Here is a 16,828-nt window from a genome sequence, read left to right on the forward strand (position 1 = left end):
TTGAAATCCTGATTGGTATTGTGACTCAAAATGGAGTGAACGGGTATGATTTAAGTTAAGGCAGTCGTTTGCTTCAATTTCCGACCGGCGAAGCTAAATGAATAGGAACGTCAGGGTCATGTTGCGGGCTGGGGGGCTCAACCCGGCTCCCTACGGTCGCAGCAAAGAAAGGACGTCCCCGGTTCATGTCAGCAATCAGCCGCGGGTTATCATTCACCTGAAGATAGCGTTGTCGGGTCAGCCAGGGCACATACGATTGTGCGACGATGCCTTCGGGCGTGATGACTTTTCTCAAACGATAGTAATTTTGAAAATCTTTTGGCTGTTCATATCGTCGATCCCAGACCATATCGGGCAGGTTATACTTTTTGCACCAGGCTTCTTCGATACACAGAATACGAAGCATCGGCTCGTGTTCGGTTTTATCCAAAGTGTTCATGGCGATTCTCAACCAGGCATCACCGGTGGTATCGTAATGTCGCCGCCCCAAAGAACCATAGGGTTTATATTCACCCCAGGGACCCGGGGCCAGTTCATAATATTTTCCGCTGACACCTTCACCGATGATATGGGTGCGAATCGAATAAGCAGACCAGCCACAAAACATATCCCAGACGATGTAGTACATGCCGGGATGACTGCCCGTCCGAAAGGAAAAGGTGTGGCAGAAGATGCCAAATATCAAAATTCCCACATAGCCGGTAATGGTCAGGTAGGTGAGTCCACGTTTGAATAATCGCATTCGAATAGCCTTCCCTGGCTCAACAATGAGATCAGTAATTCAGAAAACACTACAAAATAAGGCATCAGGCAAGCCAAACTGGAGTCATAGGAATCAGTGGAAACCCGCACCTTGCTTTTCAGGGTGGGCAATATCGTCGATCTTCCGATTCAGGTCAATAGCAACCTTTTTGTCCGATTTGCGGTTTTCTACATCGCCGACAGAGAATTAGCGGGTCTCGACCTGCTTCAGAATCGCAGCAAAAATCCCTTCCCAGGTATACTCTTCTGCCTCGGCGTCGATCTTCAGGCCAACTTCTTCGGCGGCCTGGGTTGTGACCGGACTGATACTAGCCAGTTTGATCGTATTTCCGATTTGTTCTCGGGCTTTCTCGGACAAGAGGTGGTAGAAATTCCGGGCGATCGAAGGGCTGCTTAAACCGACCCAGTCTAATGCACCAGATTCCAGCAAATCCACACTTTCAGGATCCCAGGCGGTCACGTCATGATTTTCATAAGCGACAATTTTATCCACCGTGGCAGAGACTTCAGCGAGTTCCGTCTGTAGAACTTCACGTCCCCGATTCGCTCCCGCCCAGAGAATTTTTTGCTGACTCACCAGTGGTTTCAGCACGGCCGCTAACTCTTCTGCCCGGTAGTGAGGGGGAATGACATCAGCGCGCAGGTGCCATGCATTCAATGCTTCAGCTGTGGAAGGACCTATCGTCGCTAGCTTCAGGTGCGCCAATTTTCGGGCATCAAAGCCGGTTTCCCATAATCGATTCAGGAAATACCGCACGCCGTTGGCACTCGTAAAGACGAGCCACTGATATTCTTCCAGTCGCGCGATGGCATCATCGACGGGTTTCCAGTCTGTAGGAGCACTGATTTTTATCGTTGGTAGTAGAACCGGCTGTGCTCCGAGCTTGATCGCGCGTTGGATTTCTGCTTCTGCTTGTTCCCAAGGGCGAGTAATACCAATTCGAAGTCCAAACAAGGGCTTTTGATCAAACCAGGCAATTTGGTCTCGCAGGGTAACACACTCTCCAATCACAATCAGCGAGGGGGCCACTAATTCTGCTTCTCGAACTGCTTCCGGTAAATGAGCGAGATCGCTTTGTACCGTTTTCTGAAAAGGCGTGGTTCCCCGGCTGATCACGGCGGCGGGAATGTCTGCTGATTTTCCAGCCTGGATTAACGAAGACACGATGTGCTCCAGTTTATGCAGGCCCATATAAAACACGAGGGTTCCGGGAAACTTCGCCAGCACATGGTAATCTAAGCTGGAATCGGCTTTGCTGGGGTCTTCATGTCCGGTGATGAGTGCAACGGCCGATGCGTGAGCCCGGTGCGTGACTGAGATGCCCGCATAACCGGCGGCAGCCGTCGCTGCGGTAATGCCGGGAATGACTTCAAAGTCGATGCCGGCATTGCGCAGTGCCACTGCTTCCTCACTTCCGCGGCCGAAAATAAAAGGGTCGCCCCCCTTTAATCGAACTACGGTTTTTCCTTCACGGGCTGCGTCAATCAAACGCTGGTTGATTTCCTCCTGCCGCAGGATACGACGCTTATTCCTTCCCTCGGAAACACGACAGGTACGTTCCGCTTTCGAAGAAACATGATGGAGCAGCAGGGGATTGACAAGCCCGTCATACAGAATCAAATCCGCCTGCTTGAGACATTCAATCCCTTTAATGGTGATCAAACCGGGGTCACCGGGACCAGCGCCGACTAAATAGACTTTTCCTCCCGCCATCTGCTCTACTTTGCTCCACAACAGCTGTTGACTAAAATGAATCGCAAACCAACATTATAGCAGAGTTTGTAGAGATGGCGAGTTGGTTAGAAGTCATACCAGGTACCAAAGCCCACCATTCGTTCCGAATTCTGGAAGAAGGAGTACTGCATGGTTTTTCCATCCAGGTATTGAAAACCAATACGGAGCAAGTGGTTGTTTCGATCGCCGCGCCACTGCCAGCCAATCATGAAATTCACATTTCCGCCCCAGTCCACTTCCTCACGCAAATAGCCGTTAATCGCCCAGAAAGGGGCACCATAGATCCCGTTATGTTCGGCGGGGCTGAATTCGGCACCAAATTGCAGTTCCCAGGGTTCTGCGCCTCCATCTGTGTTAAAGGCATAGCCAATTTCGGCATACAGTCTGAGATCAGGATCCACAAAATACCCACCTCCCAGAACAAAGACATCGCGTACATAATTGATTCTTTGAAAACCGGGATGACGCTTGAGATATTCATCGCCGACATGAGCGCTGGTGTGATAATAAGCAAACTTTGCCTGATAGGCGCCCCGTCTCCAGGTTAGTGGAACACCAACCCGAAAATCAGCGGCATCCAGGTCGAGGTCTTCTTCAATGTTTAATCGCGGTGGCCCTGCTCCTTCGACGTCAAGCTGCCAACCTTCCAATACATCGTCATTCATGGAACCGTAGCGCAACAAGCCGACGCGTGCCCCTGCTTCCAGTTCCATCTGCCAGCCGATATCTTTTTCATTCAGAACCGCCAGCGCCATTCTTGGCTCTTTTGGGCCTGCTAAATAAGATGTGTAAAGCAAGTCGGTCGGTAAGACCGTCCAGCCCCAGCAGTTTCCGCCACAGAGTTCGTCGATGGATTCGGTATAGCTTCCCTCAGGAACGGGCATGGTCTCCAGATCCGGGTAATCCATATCGTCTGAAAATGCTTCGAAAGCGGATGGATAATCAGATTGTGTCGCGCCCACTTGCCTAATCGAGCCGGATTGACCGCGTGTCTGAGTACGGCTTTGGGAATAAAGCGGAGGCAGGCTCTGGGTAATATCCTGTTTCCAACCAGCTGACCGGACAGGATTGGCCTGATGTAAAGGTGCTCCCAGTCGTACCGGATTTTGTTGTTGATTGGAGTATTGTTGTTCCAGGTAGATTTGTGCCTGACTTGCCGGCTGCAATCGCTGACTTTGCTGCTGATCTCCGTAGGGCGATGGTGCCATAAAAGGCGTACTGCCTGAAGCCTGTTGTGCGAGTAAGTCTCCGCTAGAGGCGCATAACAAAAGCCCCAACAGTGTACGTTGTATGATGAATCGAATAAATAACCTCACCGGTGAGGCTCCTTATTGTGGACGTCAGCAAAAAATGCCGCGAAAATATTATGTGTGAGGAGATCAGAAAATCTGAACGGAGAGACTGAGAGAGGCTGATTCACGGAATGTGAATAAGATGAGTGGGGGGAGTATAGCGAGATTTTCAAGAAGCGAAAAGGTGAATTCCGCTTTTGACGAATTAGGTATCTCAATTTAATTTAATGGCATTAAGCGACTGTTATGCAACAGCTTACGGTAGGAGATTCTTTGGGATGATCTAAAAAAAGCCTCTTGGATCGTGTGAGATAATTCACAAAAAACGAGAGGCTGATTGCATTTATTTGATATGTAGAGTGTTTGCATCGTTCAATTGCAGTGTCTGTCCGGGTGTCAAATGCTTGACGACCGTTCCCTGATCAGAGAAGAAACGAACCTGAGCCGAATAATAGAATTCATGCGACTCGCCTGTACGCAGTCGGAACGGACCATTCCAAGGCATGGAAGGGCCTTTCAACTCATATAAAACGGGAGTCTTCGATTGATTGATGACTTTGGTGGGGGCTTTTTGAGTCCCTTCCAGCAGGGTAAAGTAGGAGGTATTGTGTACCGGATCACGCTCGACAAACCAGTGGTGTCTCACCTGGTTAAGCCACTCTATATCTGCCTTTTCTTCCTCTTCTTTCAGCTTGTCAAAACGCTCATACTCATCCAGAAGTAATCTGGCTACTTTGGCTGATTCCGATTTGGGATAGAGCCGAATCACTTTTCGCGCGATGCGTCTTTGTTGGGAAAGAACCAGCTTCTGCACCCCTTTTAATAATTCTTGAGCCGCTGCCTCCTGTTGCTCCGGTGTCATTTTTTCCTGCTCGGTATCGGTAGAAAATGGATCATTTTGCGCATAAGCCACCTGGCCTGCTGCTGTAAAAGTGATCAACACTGCGAACGCGCACACACGGCAGAGACGATACGTATTATTTAAGAAAAAGTCAGTTGGATTCATTAATCACACCTCAGGTTCAGCAAATCGATAATGGAACACTTGCTTCAAGTTTACCCGCCAAACAGAGGTGGAGCGTTTTTCCCTCAGAATTATCGCTGTTTTTTACGTCACAATTTGGAGATTGTCTGATTTGTTACCGTGAGAGGTACCACGGGCACATTCTTCATAAACACCTTATTCGAGACAATTTAACACACTCTGTCAGTTTATTTTTCTGATGGGGCAACCAGAGAAGACAACGCAAGGCATTTTGAATAAAATGCAGATGCGTGTTTCAACAAATCTATCAGTGAGTGAATTACAAGATCGTACAGAAAGTGCTTCCAGAAATGGCAAATTCTTCCCGGCCTCAATACGGACGTGTCTGGCTGACGTTCCTGCGCAATTCGCTGATTCGTGAAATGACCTTCCGTGGTAACTTAATCATTACTGTTGTCACGCGCGGATTCTGGTTTGCTGCCCAACTGATTCTGTTCGATATCATTTACCGTAATGTCAATTCCATCAATGACTGGACCCGCGAGGAATATTTTGCGTTTATGGCAACCGGAATGTTGATCAATGCGATCGTGGAAACATTCTTCATGCCCAACTGCGCCAATTTCAGTGAATTGATTCGAAACGGAAATCTCGATTTCGTACTGCTCAAGCCGATCGACACTCAATTTCTTGTTTCGTTCGAGAAAGTGAACCTGGCAATGCTGAATCAGGTTCTCCTGGCAGGGGCACTCTTAGTCTATTCGATGTGGCAGATCTCACATTTTGATCTGGGACTGCTTGCGCTGCAAAGACTGATTCAATCAGGAGAGTGGTTGTCGCTGCTGCTGATCTGCTGCCAGGGGGCTGGCCAGATCTTTATGTATTGTCTTTTATTAGCGGTCGGCGTCGCTTTCTTTTACAGCCTGATGATCGCGTTAGCCAGCAGCAGTATCTGGTTTGGGCGCAATCAGGGTTTGTATGATTTCTGGTTTTATATTACGGTATTCGCCCGCTACCCGCGGAGTATTTACAGTGGTTCGCCGACGGGTGAGCTAATCCGATTTGCCTTTTCTTATGTGATCCCGATTTTACTTGTCGTGACGGTTCCTGCACGACAACTCTTATCGAAAGCCTTAGAGCCTTCCTGGATCACACTTGTGTCTGTTTCAGTCACACTGGCGTTATTATTGATTTCCCGCTATATCTTCAACTGGTCATTAAACAGCTATCGCAGCGCCAGCAGCTGATCATCGAACCATCAAACTGAAGTCAGTTTTCTATAGAGTAAACTATGAATATTGTAATTATGGGAGCTGGGACGGTAGGGACTTTTGTCGCCGACACCCTTTGTGCCGAGCAACACAATGTTACCATTATCGATAAATCACGCAGTGCATTAGAACTGGTTGAGGAACGAGTCGATGTCCAGACCATCTGCGGTTCCGCCTGTGACTCTGCGATTCTGTTTCAAGCCGGCGTGCTGGGAGCCGATCTTTGTCTGGCAGTAACCAGCCAGGATGAAGTCAATATGGTTGGTGCCAGTCTGGCGAAGGCAATGGGAGCCCGCCGCTGTGTAGCCCGCATCTTCAATCATGCGTATTTAAACTTGAGTACCTTCGACTATCAACGGCACTTCAACATCGATCGCTTGTTGAGCCTGGAATACCTGACAGCTCTTGAATTGGCTAAGCAAATCGGCGAACCCGGCTTATTCGCAGTCGAAAACTTCGCGCGCGGAGAAGTATTGATTCAGGTTCTGGATGTGCAAAAGGGAGTCAAAGCCGATGGCGTCTTGCTGCGAAATCTGAATCTCCCCAGCGATGTCCGCGTCGGTTTGATTTCAGACGGTGTGAATACATCCATCGCCGGTGCGGACAACGTGATCGAAGCAGGTCAAATTGTAACGCTGATTGGGACGCAGGAACATATTGATAAAGTTCACCGCATGTTTCAGCACAAACGCGCTGTGAAATTCCGTGTGATCATTGCCGGCGGGGGAAACATCGGATTCAATCTAGCGCGGATTTTGCAAAAAAAAGAATATTCGGTTACGATCCTGGAGACTGATCCCGTTCGTTGCGATTTTCTTTCAAGACACCTCGATTCCACTACGGTCCTGCTCGCTGATGCAACCAGACGCACGGAAATGGAAGAAGCTCGCGTTGGTAAATCTGACGTGTTTATCGCAGCAACAGGTCGGGATGAAGACAATATTGTGTGTGGTGTCGAAGCCAAAGAGCTTGGAGCCAGCCGCATAATGAGTATTGTCCGGCGTCCCGATTATGCCAATGTGCTGACGAAACTGGGCATCGATGTTGCGGTGAGTCCTCGTGAAGTCATCACGCGGCAGATTATGGGTATGGTTCATTCAGGTCCGATTATCAGCCACTCTGAAATCGGCGGGGGAAATTCGGCAATCTTGGAACTCGAAGTCCGCAAGAATACCCCGATCACTCAGGCGTTATTGAAAGATCTGAAACTGAAACAGGCATTGATTGCTGCTGTGGTCAAAGAAGATTGTGTTCGCGTTCCTGGTGCCGAGGATCAGATTCAAGTGGGGGATACTGTGATTCTCTTATGTGAGCAGGATAACCTGAATGAGATTCTGCCGCTGTTTAAGCCGGTCAAACAGTAGAACTGATACAGGTGGACCTGCCGGAAAAGTCTCCTGAGATTCTGGAATTCTCTCACAAAGTCGGTGAGATTCTGGCCTATACTTTACCTGCAGGATCTAAGTCTCTTCTCATGTCTGCAGCATTGATGATAATTCGCCGGGCCAAACAAGACAGGCAGCACCCATGACTGACCGTAGAAAATCGACTAGCCGACGTTCTGGCAACGAACGACGACAATATCAACGAACAAAATTCGAAACAGAAGTCAGTTTACTGCGGTCGGGCAGCTCTTCTGGTCAGGGGCCCATCAACGGGACTCTGTATGATGTTTCCTCAAATGGGATTCGCATCCGATTGGATTTGCCGCTTTCCATTGGTGAATCACTGCTTGTGCAAGTCCATAACTCAGGCAAGCACCTTTTCAATTCGACCGCGAAAGTGGTCTGGCAAGAACAAGATCAGACCGGAAAATATTCAACCGGTTGTGAATTATGCGTCTTACTGACTGAAAAGCAGGAAAAAACGCTCAGTGAGTTTATCGAGCAAAAAAACAACTTGCACGATTTGCTGCAAAACTGAACGAGGAAATGTGATTTCACACTTGAACCCGGGCTAGCTGAGTGTGTAACCGTCGTCGGCGACGATTTCCTGCCCGCAAATCTTCCGGGCCGCATCTGATGCCAGAAAGACAGCGACTTCCGCAACGTCTTCCGGTTGTCCAAATTTCTGAGAAATCAACCGATTGGCCACCGATTCTTCGACGCTCTTGAGTTGTTCTTCATCCAGCCCGACACTATTCCAGATTGGGGTTGCGGTTGGTCCCGGGGCGATCGCATTCACGCGAATCCCGCGAGGTCCTAATTCGGCCGCCAGAGTTTGTGTTAATGATTTCAAAGCTGCTTTGGAAGCAGAATAAGCGGCGACACCAGGAAAGCCGACTTGTGTGAGATAGGTCGTGATAAAAATGACAGACGAACCCTCGTTCAAATCGGGCAAAAAAGTTCGCACAGTCTGAAATGCACCATGAAAATTGACATCGAATGTTTCGGCGATGGCCTCGCGCGTGGAATCTTCGAACGGGATCACACGTGCTATTCCCGCATTGGGAACCAGAATATCGACTCGGCCAAATCGATGCTTTGTTGTTTCGGCCAGTCGTTTCAGATCGGCTTCACTGGTAACGTCGCCATCCACAACCAAAGTCCGCGCTGGAAACTGGGCTTCCAGTTCTTCCAGCAGTCCATTCCTTCTGGCAAAGACGACCACTTTCGCGCCCTCGTTCAGATAATGCTCTGCGATAGAGCGGCCAATGCCACTGCTGGCACCAGTGATAACGGCAACCTTATTAATCAGGAGATCGGTCATCAGAATCCTTTACTGAAATACTCAGAGTGCGAAATATGAAAGCTGAGACAGAGCCTATCTATAGCAATTCAAATTTGAAACCGCAAGAGGTGATGGAGTGATCAATGAATCAGGATGAATTCATTCGAGTTGAGGTAAGCCCAGTAGACATCCTGGTAGCTTTGCTGGACTGCGGATTGAAGCGGAACATTTCGGGCAGTCAAAAATTTGGTACGTTCTTTCACCAGACGCTTCAACTCCGTCAGCTCACGTGAGGAAGGATAACGCGACAGAGCGGCCAGACTCAGCTTTCTGATTCTGGCATCCGGTGTGCGTTCTTTGAGTGCCTGAGTCAAAATGCTGCCATCCTGCTTCAGATCAAGGCTCTGTTTCACCAGAGGGCCGTTCATCATTAACAACGCCTGTGTGATGGTACCATCGAGGGTCGTGGTTTCATCGTTTTCTTCATTTTGAAGCGTATAGATAAACTGCTGCAGCCATTTGTCGCGTTTCTGCATTTTGTTCCAGGCGGTCGAGTAGTCGGTGACAATCTGTGTCGGTTTGGCGGTAACCTGCAGTGAATCATAAAGCTGTTCTGCGGTCATCTGTTTGACATACATGCGGCTGAAGTTTGGCGTGCTGCCATCCTCGGGGTTGTCGGCGACATTGTCGTTCTGAAATCGACTGCTGAGCCGATACGCATCCGACAGGCAAATCCATTGAATCAGTTGTTTGATGTCGTAGCCACTGTCAACAAATTGACGCGCCAACTGATCCAGTAACTCAGGATGCGTGGGGGAATTATGATAGCCCATGTCATCCACCGGACGGGTGAACCCGTAACCGAAGAAGTGCGCCCACATCCGATTGACCATTGCACGGGCCAACTGATTCGTTTTACCTGATGTCATTAATCGGGCCAGTTCCTGACGTCGATTCACACCGGGGCCATCGGAGATTTTCACTCCTGCAAATTTGGGATAAGCGGGCTGCATCAACCCTTGACGGGTTTCATAAAAGGTCGTTCCCCCTTTGGAAAGCGAGACGAGCGTCAGTTTGGGGGCTTTTGCTTCGCCCTTCTCTCCCATGTTTTTCTTGCGGACTACTTTCGTCTGCTTGAAGAAACTGTTGATTTCCCAGAACTGGCTCTGCGTTGCATTATTGAAGGGGTGGTTATGGCACTGGGTACATTGAATTTGTGTTCCCAGAAACAGGCGTGTGGTAATCGCGGTCGCGGGGACGGCCTGATTATTCAGATGTGCCAGTAAAAAGTTGGTGGCACCATTCGTATCCGCATCCCCTTCTGCAGAGACCAGATCATAAACAATCTCGCTCCACGGACGGTTCTCCGCAAAACTTTGCACCAGAAAATCCTGCAATGCACGGCGGTTTATCTCACGCGACATCGTCCGACCAATGAGTAAACGGGTCCAGATCGTTGACCAGTTTGTCACGTAGGTTGGATTTTCGGTTAATTGTTGGACCAGCCGTTGATGTTTATCAGGCTGCCTGGATTTTAAAAACTGTTCTGCTTCGGTGGCGGTTGGGATACGTCCAATTACGTCCAGATAAACGCGGCGGACCCATTCTTCATCAGTCGCGAACGGCGAAGACGTAATGTTGGCGGCGGCCCAGCCATCTTGAATCCGATGATTAATAAATGTGATAATGGCTTCGTCAGAAGCACCTGTCGGCAGTTGTTCCACCGGCGCTAACTGCTTCGGCTTAGTGGCAACTAAAGGAAGGTCGTTAAGTGAATTCGGTGTGTTGTTTTTTTGGAAACGCAACATGGGGTGCTGGGATGGCTCGATATGAATCGAACGAGTCTGTTTCGTTGAGGGGACTGTCGCCAGATTCTCAGGAGTGCCATGAGAACCTTCGAGAGGCTGATTCTGGTTGGGGGGATTTTCAGCCAGACCGGAAGCATCCTCTTTTTTCAGCCATGAATTGAACACGACCATGAATGCCACCAGCAGACAGACAGAGGTAATCCCCGCGACCCAGCGATTTTTGCGTGATACGGTTGGGCGTTTGATTGTCTCAGCGACTGTGACTTCTCCGTCTTCTTCGACGGCTGCTTCTTCAGCGATTTCTTCTTCCACAGCAGTTACGACAGGAATCATCGCGTCAGAGCCCAAAGCCTGATCCCAGTACAACGTGCCATGCAGGTGAGAATAATTCAGATAGAACTGCATCGCATCCGGATCGGAAAGAACAATTTCCTCCAGTCGGGCGCTCTCTGTTGCTGACAGACGTTCCTCGCACAATGCTTCCATAAGCAAAGAAAGCTCAGCTAATTCGATTTCTTTCTTACTCATGACTATAAGACTCTGCTGCAATATAGCGGTTAATACATTCAAATAAAGTACGTCTGACACGCCCTAACGACTGATAAACGGAATTTGCCGGGCGGCCTAATTCGTCGGCCAGTTCTTTCCCCTGGTTACTTCCCTGGTATCGTCTCTGGATGAGCTCTCGATCTTTCTTGCGTAATTTGCTCAAACAGAATGTTAAGGCATTGCGACGCAACTCAAAAATATCCTGGTTCTCTTGTACTGCATCAGCGACTTGGGAGACAAATTCGTCACTGAATTGATGTTTGTCGCGGCCACGTTTCTTTCGAAATTTTAATATTTCATAATGTGCAATCTGACAGGACCAGGCAAAAAAATTGGTGCCTGCTTCAAACTGTTGTGCTTTTTTCCAGATGATCAAGTTGGTGTTTTGCAGGATCTCTTCTGCTTCCAGCGGGTGTGGAATCATGGAAAGGATATATAAATAAATGCGTCGTTGATTTTTGGTAAACAGCGCAATAAATTCACGTCCCTCATCCGTATCGGTATCTGGGAAAACAGGCTGATCGGTGGAACTTGTCAAAGTAATTCCAATTCGTTACGTCAAAGTTGATCTGTTCAGTTTTCTTTCCTGGTCGACAATAAAACAGCGGAAGCACCCTTTTCGAGCGTCCGCTGTTTTATGGCTTGTCAATCTCATTGGCTGAAGTTCAGGATCAGCCAATCAACTCCTTAATCGGAGTTCCGCCATTGGCCAGTTTCATGGGACGACCGCGTTTGGATGTGTGGACGATATCCAATGGAATACCCAGTGAGTGAGCGACGGTTGCCCACAGATCGCCCGGCAGATAGCTCTTGCCTTCAATGCCAATTCCATCGCTGTCCGTTTTACCAACAGCCTGACCGTTTTTGAGTCCGCCACCACCGACCATGGCAGTCCAGCTGGCGGCCCAGTGGTCGCGGCCTACGTTCTGGTTAATACGAGGAGTTCGGCCGAACTCACCCATACAAACGATGGTCACGTCGTCCAGCATCGCACGTTGCTTCAGGTCTGCAACAAGAGCGGAGATGCCCTTATCCAACTGAGGCAGGTTGCGATCCTTTAAGGATGTAAATACACCTTGGTGCAAGTCCCAGCTACCGACGGAAGCAGAAACTTCGATAAACGGTACACCGACTTCAACCAGACGTCGTGCCAGCAGTAATCCCTGACCAAAGTTGCCGGTTCCATAAGCTTCTTTTAAAGCTTCTGGTTCCTGGTCTACTTTGAAGGCTTCCATCTGTTTGGAAGTCATCAGATTGACGGCTTTCTTGTAGATATCCTTGTGAGAGTTCGCAGATTCACCTCGTTTAGATTTAATGAATCCTGACTCCAGAACCTGCAGCATGTCAAGACGTTGTCCTAACCGCTGTTGTTCAGCCATATTCACTTCAGCGTTTTGAATCGTTCCATTGCTGGAAACAACAAACGGTGAATGAGACATTCCCAGGAACCCGGCACTTCCCCGGCTACCGCCGATGGAGATGAAGGATGGGATATCCAGTTCTTTGCGGCGTGAACCCAACTCATAGCTGACGACCGAACCAAAGGTGGGATGAACCACAGTGGGGTTGGGGACGTAAGCAGAGTGCATGTAATATGTTCCACGAGCGTGGTCGGCTTCACGTGTGCTCATAGAGCGAATCAAAGAGAGGTTATCCATGACCTGAGCTGTCTTAGGCATATGCTCAGAAATCTGCATATCTCCTTTGGTGCTGATTGGCTTGAATTCGCCGCCATTTTTGGAACCTGGTTTGAGATCCCAGATATCAATTGTTGGTGGTCCACCGGCCATCCAAATCAAGATACAGGCTTTTTGCTGTTTTTTCACCTGATTGGCATTCGCTTCGAGGTGAGACAGAAAGTGCATTGTTGGAATCGCGGTCGCTGCACCTGCGACATGCTTCATAAAGTGCCGACGCGTCATTCCGTAAGGATTGAGAATAGTCATAACGAATGCCCTCTTTTGATTCTATTGTGATAAAAAATTGTGTGTGACAAGATCGCGACGCGATACGTTATTTCAGTTTAATGATTGAAGACAAACTCATTGGAATTCAGTAATGCCCAGTAGAGATCCTGATAAGCGGCTAATTTGTTACGCGAACCGCCAACCAGTTTCTGAGCACTGGTGATTTCACGTCGATCAGGATAGCGACTCAAAGTGGACAGGAACATTTTCCGAATCTTTGCCTGATCATTGCCTTTCTCCAGTAACAGCTGATTCAGGTAACTTCCGCGATCCGCACTGATGGCATTTTTCGTTAATTCCCCATTCATCATCATCAATGCCTGTGGAATCGTTCCGTTAAATGTTGTGGAATCATCGCCCGAATCATTATCGAATGCGACCATGAATTGACGCATCCACCGGCGGCGTTGTTCTTCAGCCCGTTCCCAGTTGGACTGGCCTGACTTGTGAGCACCCGTCGCTACGATTAAGGAATCATAGAGCTGCTCGGCTGTCATGTTCTTGACGTACATATGCGAGAAGAGAGGGGTTTCTCCTCGCTCAGGACTGTCGAATTCGTTCTTGCGACCATACTGACTGGTTAAGTTGTATGCTTCGCTGTTACAGATCCAACGGGCCAGTTGTTTCAGATCGTAGTCTTTCTTGACCAGCTCCTCGGCCATACGGTTCAGCAGTTCCGGATGAGAGGCCGGGTTATGTGGGCCCATGTCATCGACTGGTCGGGTAAACCCATATCCCATGAAATAACCCCACATGCGATTCACAATGGCGGTTGCAATCAGAGGCTTTTCACCTTTGACGATCAATTTGGAAAACTCTTTACGGCGTTCGACACCACTTGCCGGATCGACTTTCACATCTTCGAAAATCGGATAGGCGACCTGCATCAAACCGGAACGTTTTTCATAATAGACGGGACCATTAAATCCAGTCGCGACCACTTCAGAATAGTCGTCAATCTGACGCCCTGTCTTGGGGTCTGTCTTACGATGATTGATGCGTCGCATTTGACGGAAGAAGCTATTGTATTCCCAGAACTGGTTTTGTTTCCAGTCATTAAACGGGTGGTTATGGCACTGTGTGCATTGCACCTGAATACCGAGGAACAGACGCGTTGTTGCAGCTGTTACCTGAACTGCTTCGTCATTGTTTTGCATTTGAGCCAGCAGATAGTTGACGGCGCCATTCTCTTCAAAATGCCCTTCCGCAGTCACGAGATCCTGGACAACCTCATCCCAGGGACGATTCTTCGCAAATACTTCCCGCAGGAACTTCTGCATCCCGTTGCGGCTTACTCGTCGAGGAGTACGGCGACCAATAAGCAAATTCGTCCACACGTTTGTAAAGTTCTGCACATAAGCGGGGTCATCCAGCAGTTTATCGATGATCTTCGATCGCTTGGCAGGATCACGATCTTTGATAAATTGTTCGACTGTTTCTGCGGAAGGGATTCGACCAATCAGATCCAGGTGCACCCGACGTAACCACTCTTCATCGGTCGCCACGGGAGAAGGCTCCACTTCATTGTCTTCCCAACCCTGGCGAACACGTTCGTTGATGTAGTCAATGAAAGGATCAAATGCACCGGTAGAAAATGCCTTCGTCCTGCTTTCCGGAGGTGCAGCATCCACGAAGGACACCAGGGAACCCGCACAGATCACAAATGTAAAAACAACACAAAGTTGTTTAGAAAAACGACGCATTTTCATGTTCTCCACTGTATTGAAAAATGACAGGATGAACGCACAGCATCCCTCTCTATCGACAGCTCACACGTTGTCAAATTGCGAAAAGAAGATTGCTTCGCTACTGTATTAACTTCCTGGAAGACCAAAACATTCGCAGTGAGTCTTAATAATATCCATATTTTATACGAATTGGTTCCTAAAAGAGTACTCCATTTTGCATAAAATCCAATCTAAATATCAAGCAAATCAGATGTAACTCCTATAACAGTATCGGCAGAAATAGACGCGTAAAGTGTTGTATAAAAAGACTTATGGAAAAAATAATCTCTTTGCAGAACTGTTGCTGACTTCGTGGGCGTCCCTCACAGGCTGCAGAAGCACCAAAAACAGTATACGCATGTGTGCAAATAGCCCTTTTGTGTCCAGAAAAGAACCATGAGAAATCAATATCAATTTGAAGGCCAGGTCGCCGTGATTACCGGTGCCGGCAATGGAATCGGACGTGCCACCGCGATCATGATGGCCGAGGCCGGCGCGCATGTTTTTGCCGGCGATCTACATCACCTTGAAGAAAACCGGGACACATTTACCCGACTGGGAATCACGGAAGTCGCATGCGACGTGAGGCAGGAATCTCAGGTTCAGGCTTTAATCGAACAGGCGGTGAATCAGTATGGCCGGGTCGACATTCTGGTCAATAACGCCGGCATTGGGCTCGTGAAACAAATCCATCAGGTCACTGAAGCCGAGTGGGACGCCTGTATCGACACCAATCTCAAAGGCACCTTCTTAGGTTGTAAGCATGCGATCAAATACATGCTGGCAACTGGCGGCGGTGCCATCGTGAACACAGCCAGCAACGCCGGGATGCTTCCCCGGGCGCATGATCCGGTTTACTCAATCAGCAAGCATGCCGTTGTTGCATTGACCGAAAGTCTGGGGCTGTGTCACGGCAAAGACAATATTCGAATCAATTGTGTCTGTCCCGGACCGGTAGGTGAAACCGGCATGATGAACGACGACATCGCCAGCACAGCCGACCCCGAAGGATTAATACAGTCTATGATTCGTGCCAGTCCGATTGCGGCAGCCAATCAGCGAATGATTGGTCCAGACGAAGTCGCTTCCGCCATCTGTTATCTGGCCAGCAAGGACGCTTTGATGGTGACCGGAACGGCTCTCCGCATTGATGGCGGAAAATCATTGGGCGTTCCACCACAGGGAGCGTAGTCTTTTCAGGCTTAGCCTGCGTAGCAGGAAGGCACGTGTTCTTTCAATAAAGCAACCTGCTCATTGCTGAGTGGGGCGATCAACTTGCAGTCAATGCGCCAGAATTCCTCATCGAGGGGAGTTGCACGTACCACTGAAGCAGTAACATCCAATGCAAACTTCACGCGTTGATCTTCTACATGCAGTTGCAGTTCGTCCCGCAATGCAAACTCAGATCGAGAGGCGAACGATAACCCGTTCTGACTGACATTAATGGCATAGCCTTTTGTGCCAGGACGGTCGGCTACGCCGGATACAATTTGTTCATCTTTGCTGAAAGCCAGGACAATGGCTTCGCTGGTATGTCGGGGAAACTCGCGGCGTTCGAACGATTTGTTTTCGATCTGCTTGTCTTCAACCTGCGGAGTCGGAATCGAAGACGCGGTCGTTGCTGGGGAATGGGTCTGGATTTTTGAAAGGATGCTGTTCCAGGAGTACCCGGAATGACGCGAACGAGCTTTTAATGTCCTTCGAGAGTTACCCAGGCACTTGCGGAACGAGATCGGCTGAACTGCCTGCTCATGAGCAGAGGAGACAACTTCTTCAGTTTCAGCCGCACTTTCAGCAGGAACGACCTGTGGTTCCACATCCATTACAATATTCATTATGTATCAACCTGACAAAAAAAGACGAAAACTGTCCACAGGAACAGGCTTGGTAGAGCGAGCCTGCAGAATTGACCTGTTTAAACCTAGGTTACAAATGAGGAATGGTCAAAATGGGAGCCCTGTTATTTCAGAACAAGCAGTATAAATCCTCGAAAATACCGAAATTTCGTCCACTTCAAGCGGCTCTGGACAGCTTTGCCCGATCCTAAAGAATCTTAGCCTGG

The 16,828-nt window shown here is 48.9% G+C and carries 14 protein-coding genes; 4 read left to right on the forward strand and 10 right to left on the reverse strand.

Annotated elements, in window-relative coordinates; translation table 11 throughout:
• Positions 1–73: 73 nt before the first annotated feature.
• The 4 genes from Enr17x_RS26495 to Enr17x_RS26510 all read right to left on the reverse strand — a co-directional run bounded on the left by Enr17x_RS26495 (position 74) and on the right by Enr17x_RS26510 (position 4,795).
• Complete coding sequence (locus Enr17x_RS26495; protein ID WP_145313014.1) at positions 74–742, reverse strand: hypothetical protein; 669 nt, start codon at positions 740–742, stop codon at positions 74–76.
• Between the two features lie 207 nt (positions 743–949).
• Entirely contained in the window at positions 950–2,476 is a 1,527-nt protein-coding gene (gene cobA / locus Enr17x_RS26500) for a uroporphyrinogen-III C-methyltransferase (protein ID WP_145313016.1), read from the reverse strand.
• 86 nt (positions 2,477–2,562) lie between these two features.
• The gene (locus Enr17x_RS26505; protein ID WP_145313018.1) at positions 2,563–3,813 is read right to left on the reverse strand and encodes a DUF1207 domain-containing protein; all 1,251 of its coding nucleotides are present in this window, start codon (positions 3,811–3,813) and stop codon (positions 2,563–2,565) included.
• 319 nt (positions 3,814–4,132) lie between these two features.
• Complete coding sequence (locus Enr17x_RS26510) at positions 4,133–4,795, reverse strand: hypothetical protein (RefSeq protein ID WP_145313021.1); 663 nt, start codon at positions 4,793–4,795, stop codon at positions 4,133–4,135.
• A 329-nt stretch (positions 4,796–5,124) separates the two neighbouring features.
• On the opposite strand from Enr17x_RS26510, the gene Enr17x_RS26515 reads away from it, so the two are divergent.
• The 3 genes from Enr17x_RS26515 (at position 5,125) to Enr17x_RS26525 (ending at position 7,968) form a co-directional block, all read left to right on the forward strand.
• Complete coding sequence (locus tag Enr17x_RS26515) at positions 5,125–6,021, forward strand: ABC transporter permease (RefSeq protein WP_145313022.1); 897 nt, start codon at positions 5,125–5,127, stop codon at positions 6,019–6,021.
• A gap of 44 nt (positions 6,022–6,065) precedes the next feature.
• The gene (gene trkA / locus Enr17x_RS26520; RefSeq protein ID WP_145313024.1) at positions 6,066–7,409 is read left to right on the forward strand and encodes a Trk system potassium transporter TrkA; all 1,344 of its coding nucleotides are present in this window, start codon (positions 6,066–6,068) and stop codon (positions 7,407–7,409) included.
• A gap of 163 nt (positions 7,410–7,572) precedes the next feature.
• A complete protein-coding gene (locus Enr17x_RS26525) occupies positions 7,573–7,968 on the forward strand; it encodes a PilZ domain-containing protein (protein WP_145313026.1) in 396 nt (131 codons plus the stop codon).
• 33 nt (positions 7,969–8,001) lie between these two features.
• Here the strand turns inward: Enr17x_RS26525 and Enr17x_RS26530 are convergent, their stop codons facing one another.
• The 5 genes from Enr17x_RS26530 to Enr17x_RS26550 form a co-directional block, all read right to left on the reverse strand.
• Positions 8,002–8,754: an SDR family NAD(P)-dependent oxidoreductase gene (locus Enr17x_RS26530; RefSeq protein ID WP_145313028.1), complete on the reverse strand. Its 753-nt coding sequence runs from the start codon at positions 8,752–8,754 to the stop codon at positions 8,002–8,004.
• A gap of 101 nt (positions 8,755–8,855) precedes the next feature.
• Positions 8,856–11,051, reverse strand: a complete 2,196-nt coding sequence (locus tag Enr17x_RS26535; protein ID WP_145313030.1) for a DUF1549 and DUF1553 domain-containing protein — start codon at positions 11,049–11,051, stop codon at positions 8,856–8,858.
• On the reverse strand, positions 11,044–11,610 hold the full coding sequence (locus tag Enr17x_RS26540) for a sigma-70 family RNA polymerase sigma factor (protein WP_145313031.1): 567 nt from the start codon (positions 11,608–11,610) through the stop codon (positions 11,044–11,046). The genes Enr17x_RS26535 and Enr17x_RS26540 overlap by 8 nt, the downstream gene beginning before the upstream one ends.
• A gap of 133 nt (positions 11,611–11,743) precedes the next feature.
• Positions 11,744–13,018 (reverse strand): DUF1501 domain-containing protein, encoded by a 1,275-nt coding sequence (locus Enr17x_RS26545; protein WP_145313033.1) that lies wholly within the window; start codon positions 13,016–13,018, stop codon positions 11,744–11,746.
• Between the two features lie 77 nt (positions 13,019–13,095).
• Positions 13,096–14,742: a DUF1549 domain-containing protein gene (locus Enr17x_RS26550; RefSeq protein WP_145313035.1), complete on the reverse strand. Its 1,647-nt coding sequence runs from the start codon at positions 14,740–14,742 to the stop codon at positions 13,096–13,098.
• 420 nt (positions 14,743–15,162) lie between these two features.
• Between Enr17x_RS26550 and Enr17x_RS26555 the strand changes: the two genes are divergently transcribed.
• Positions 15,163–15,957: an SDR family NAD(P)-dependent oxidoreductase gene (locus Enr17x_RS26555; protein ID WP_145313036.1), complete on the forward strand. Its 795-nt coding sequence runs from the start codon at positions 15,163–15,165 to the stop codon at positions 15,955–15,957.
• An 11-nt stretch (positions 15,958–15,968) separates the two neighbouring features.
• On the opposite strand, the gene Enr17x_RS26560 is transcribed toward Enr17x_RS26555, so the two are convergent.
• Entirely contained in the window at positions 15,969–16,601 is a 633-nt protein-coding gene (locus tag Enr17x_RS26560) for a PilZ domain-containing protein (RefSeq protein ID WP_145313038.1), read from the reverse strand.
• Between the last annotated feature and the right edge of the window lie 227 nt (positions 16,602–16,828).

Source organism: Gimesia fumaroli (assembly GCF_007754425.1).
Taxonomy (GTDB): Bacteria; Planctomycetota; Planctomycetia; order Planctomycetales; family Planctomycetaceae; genus Gimesia; species Gimesia fumaroli.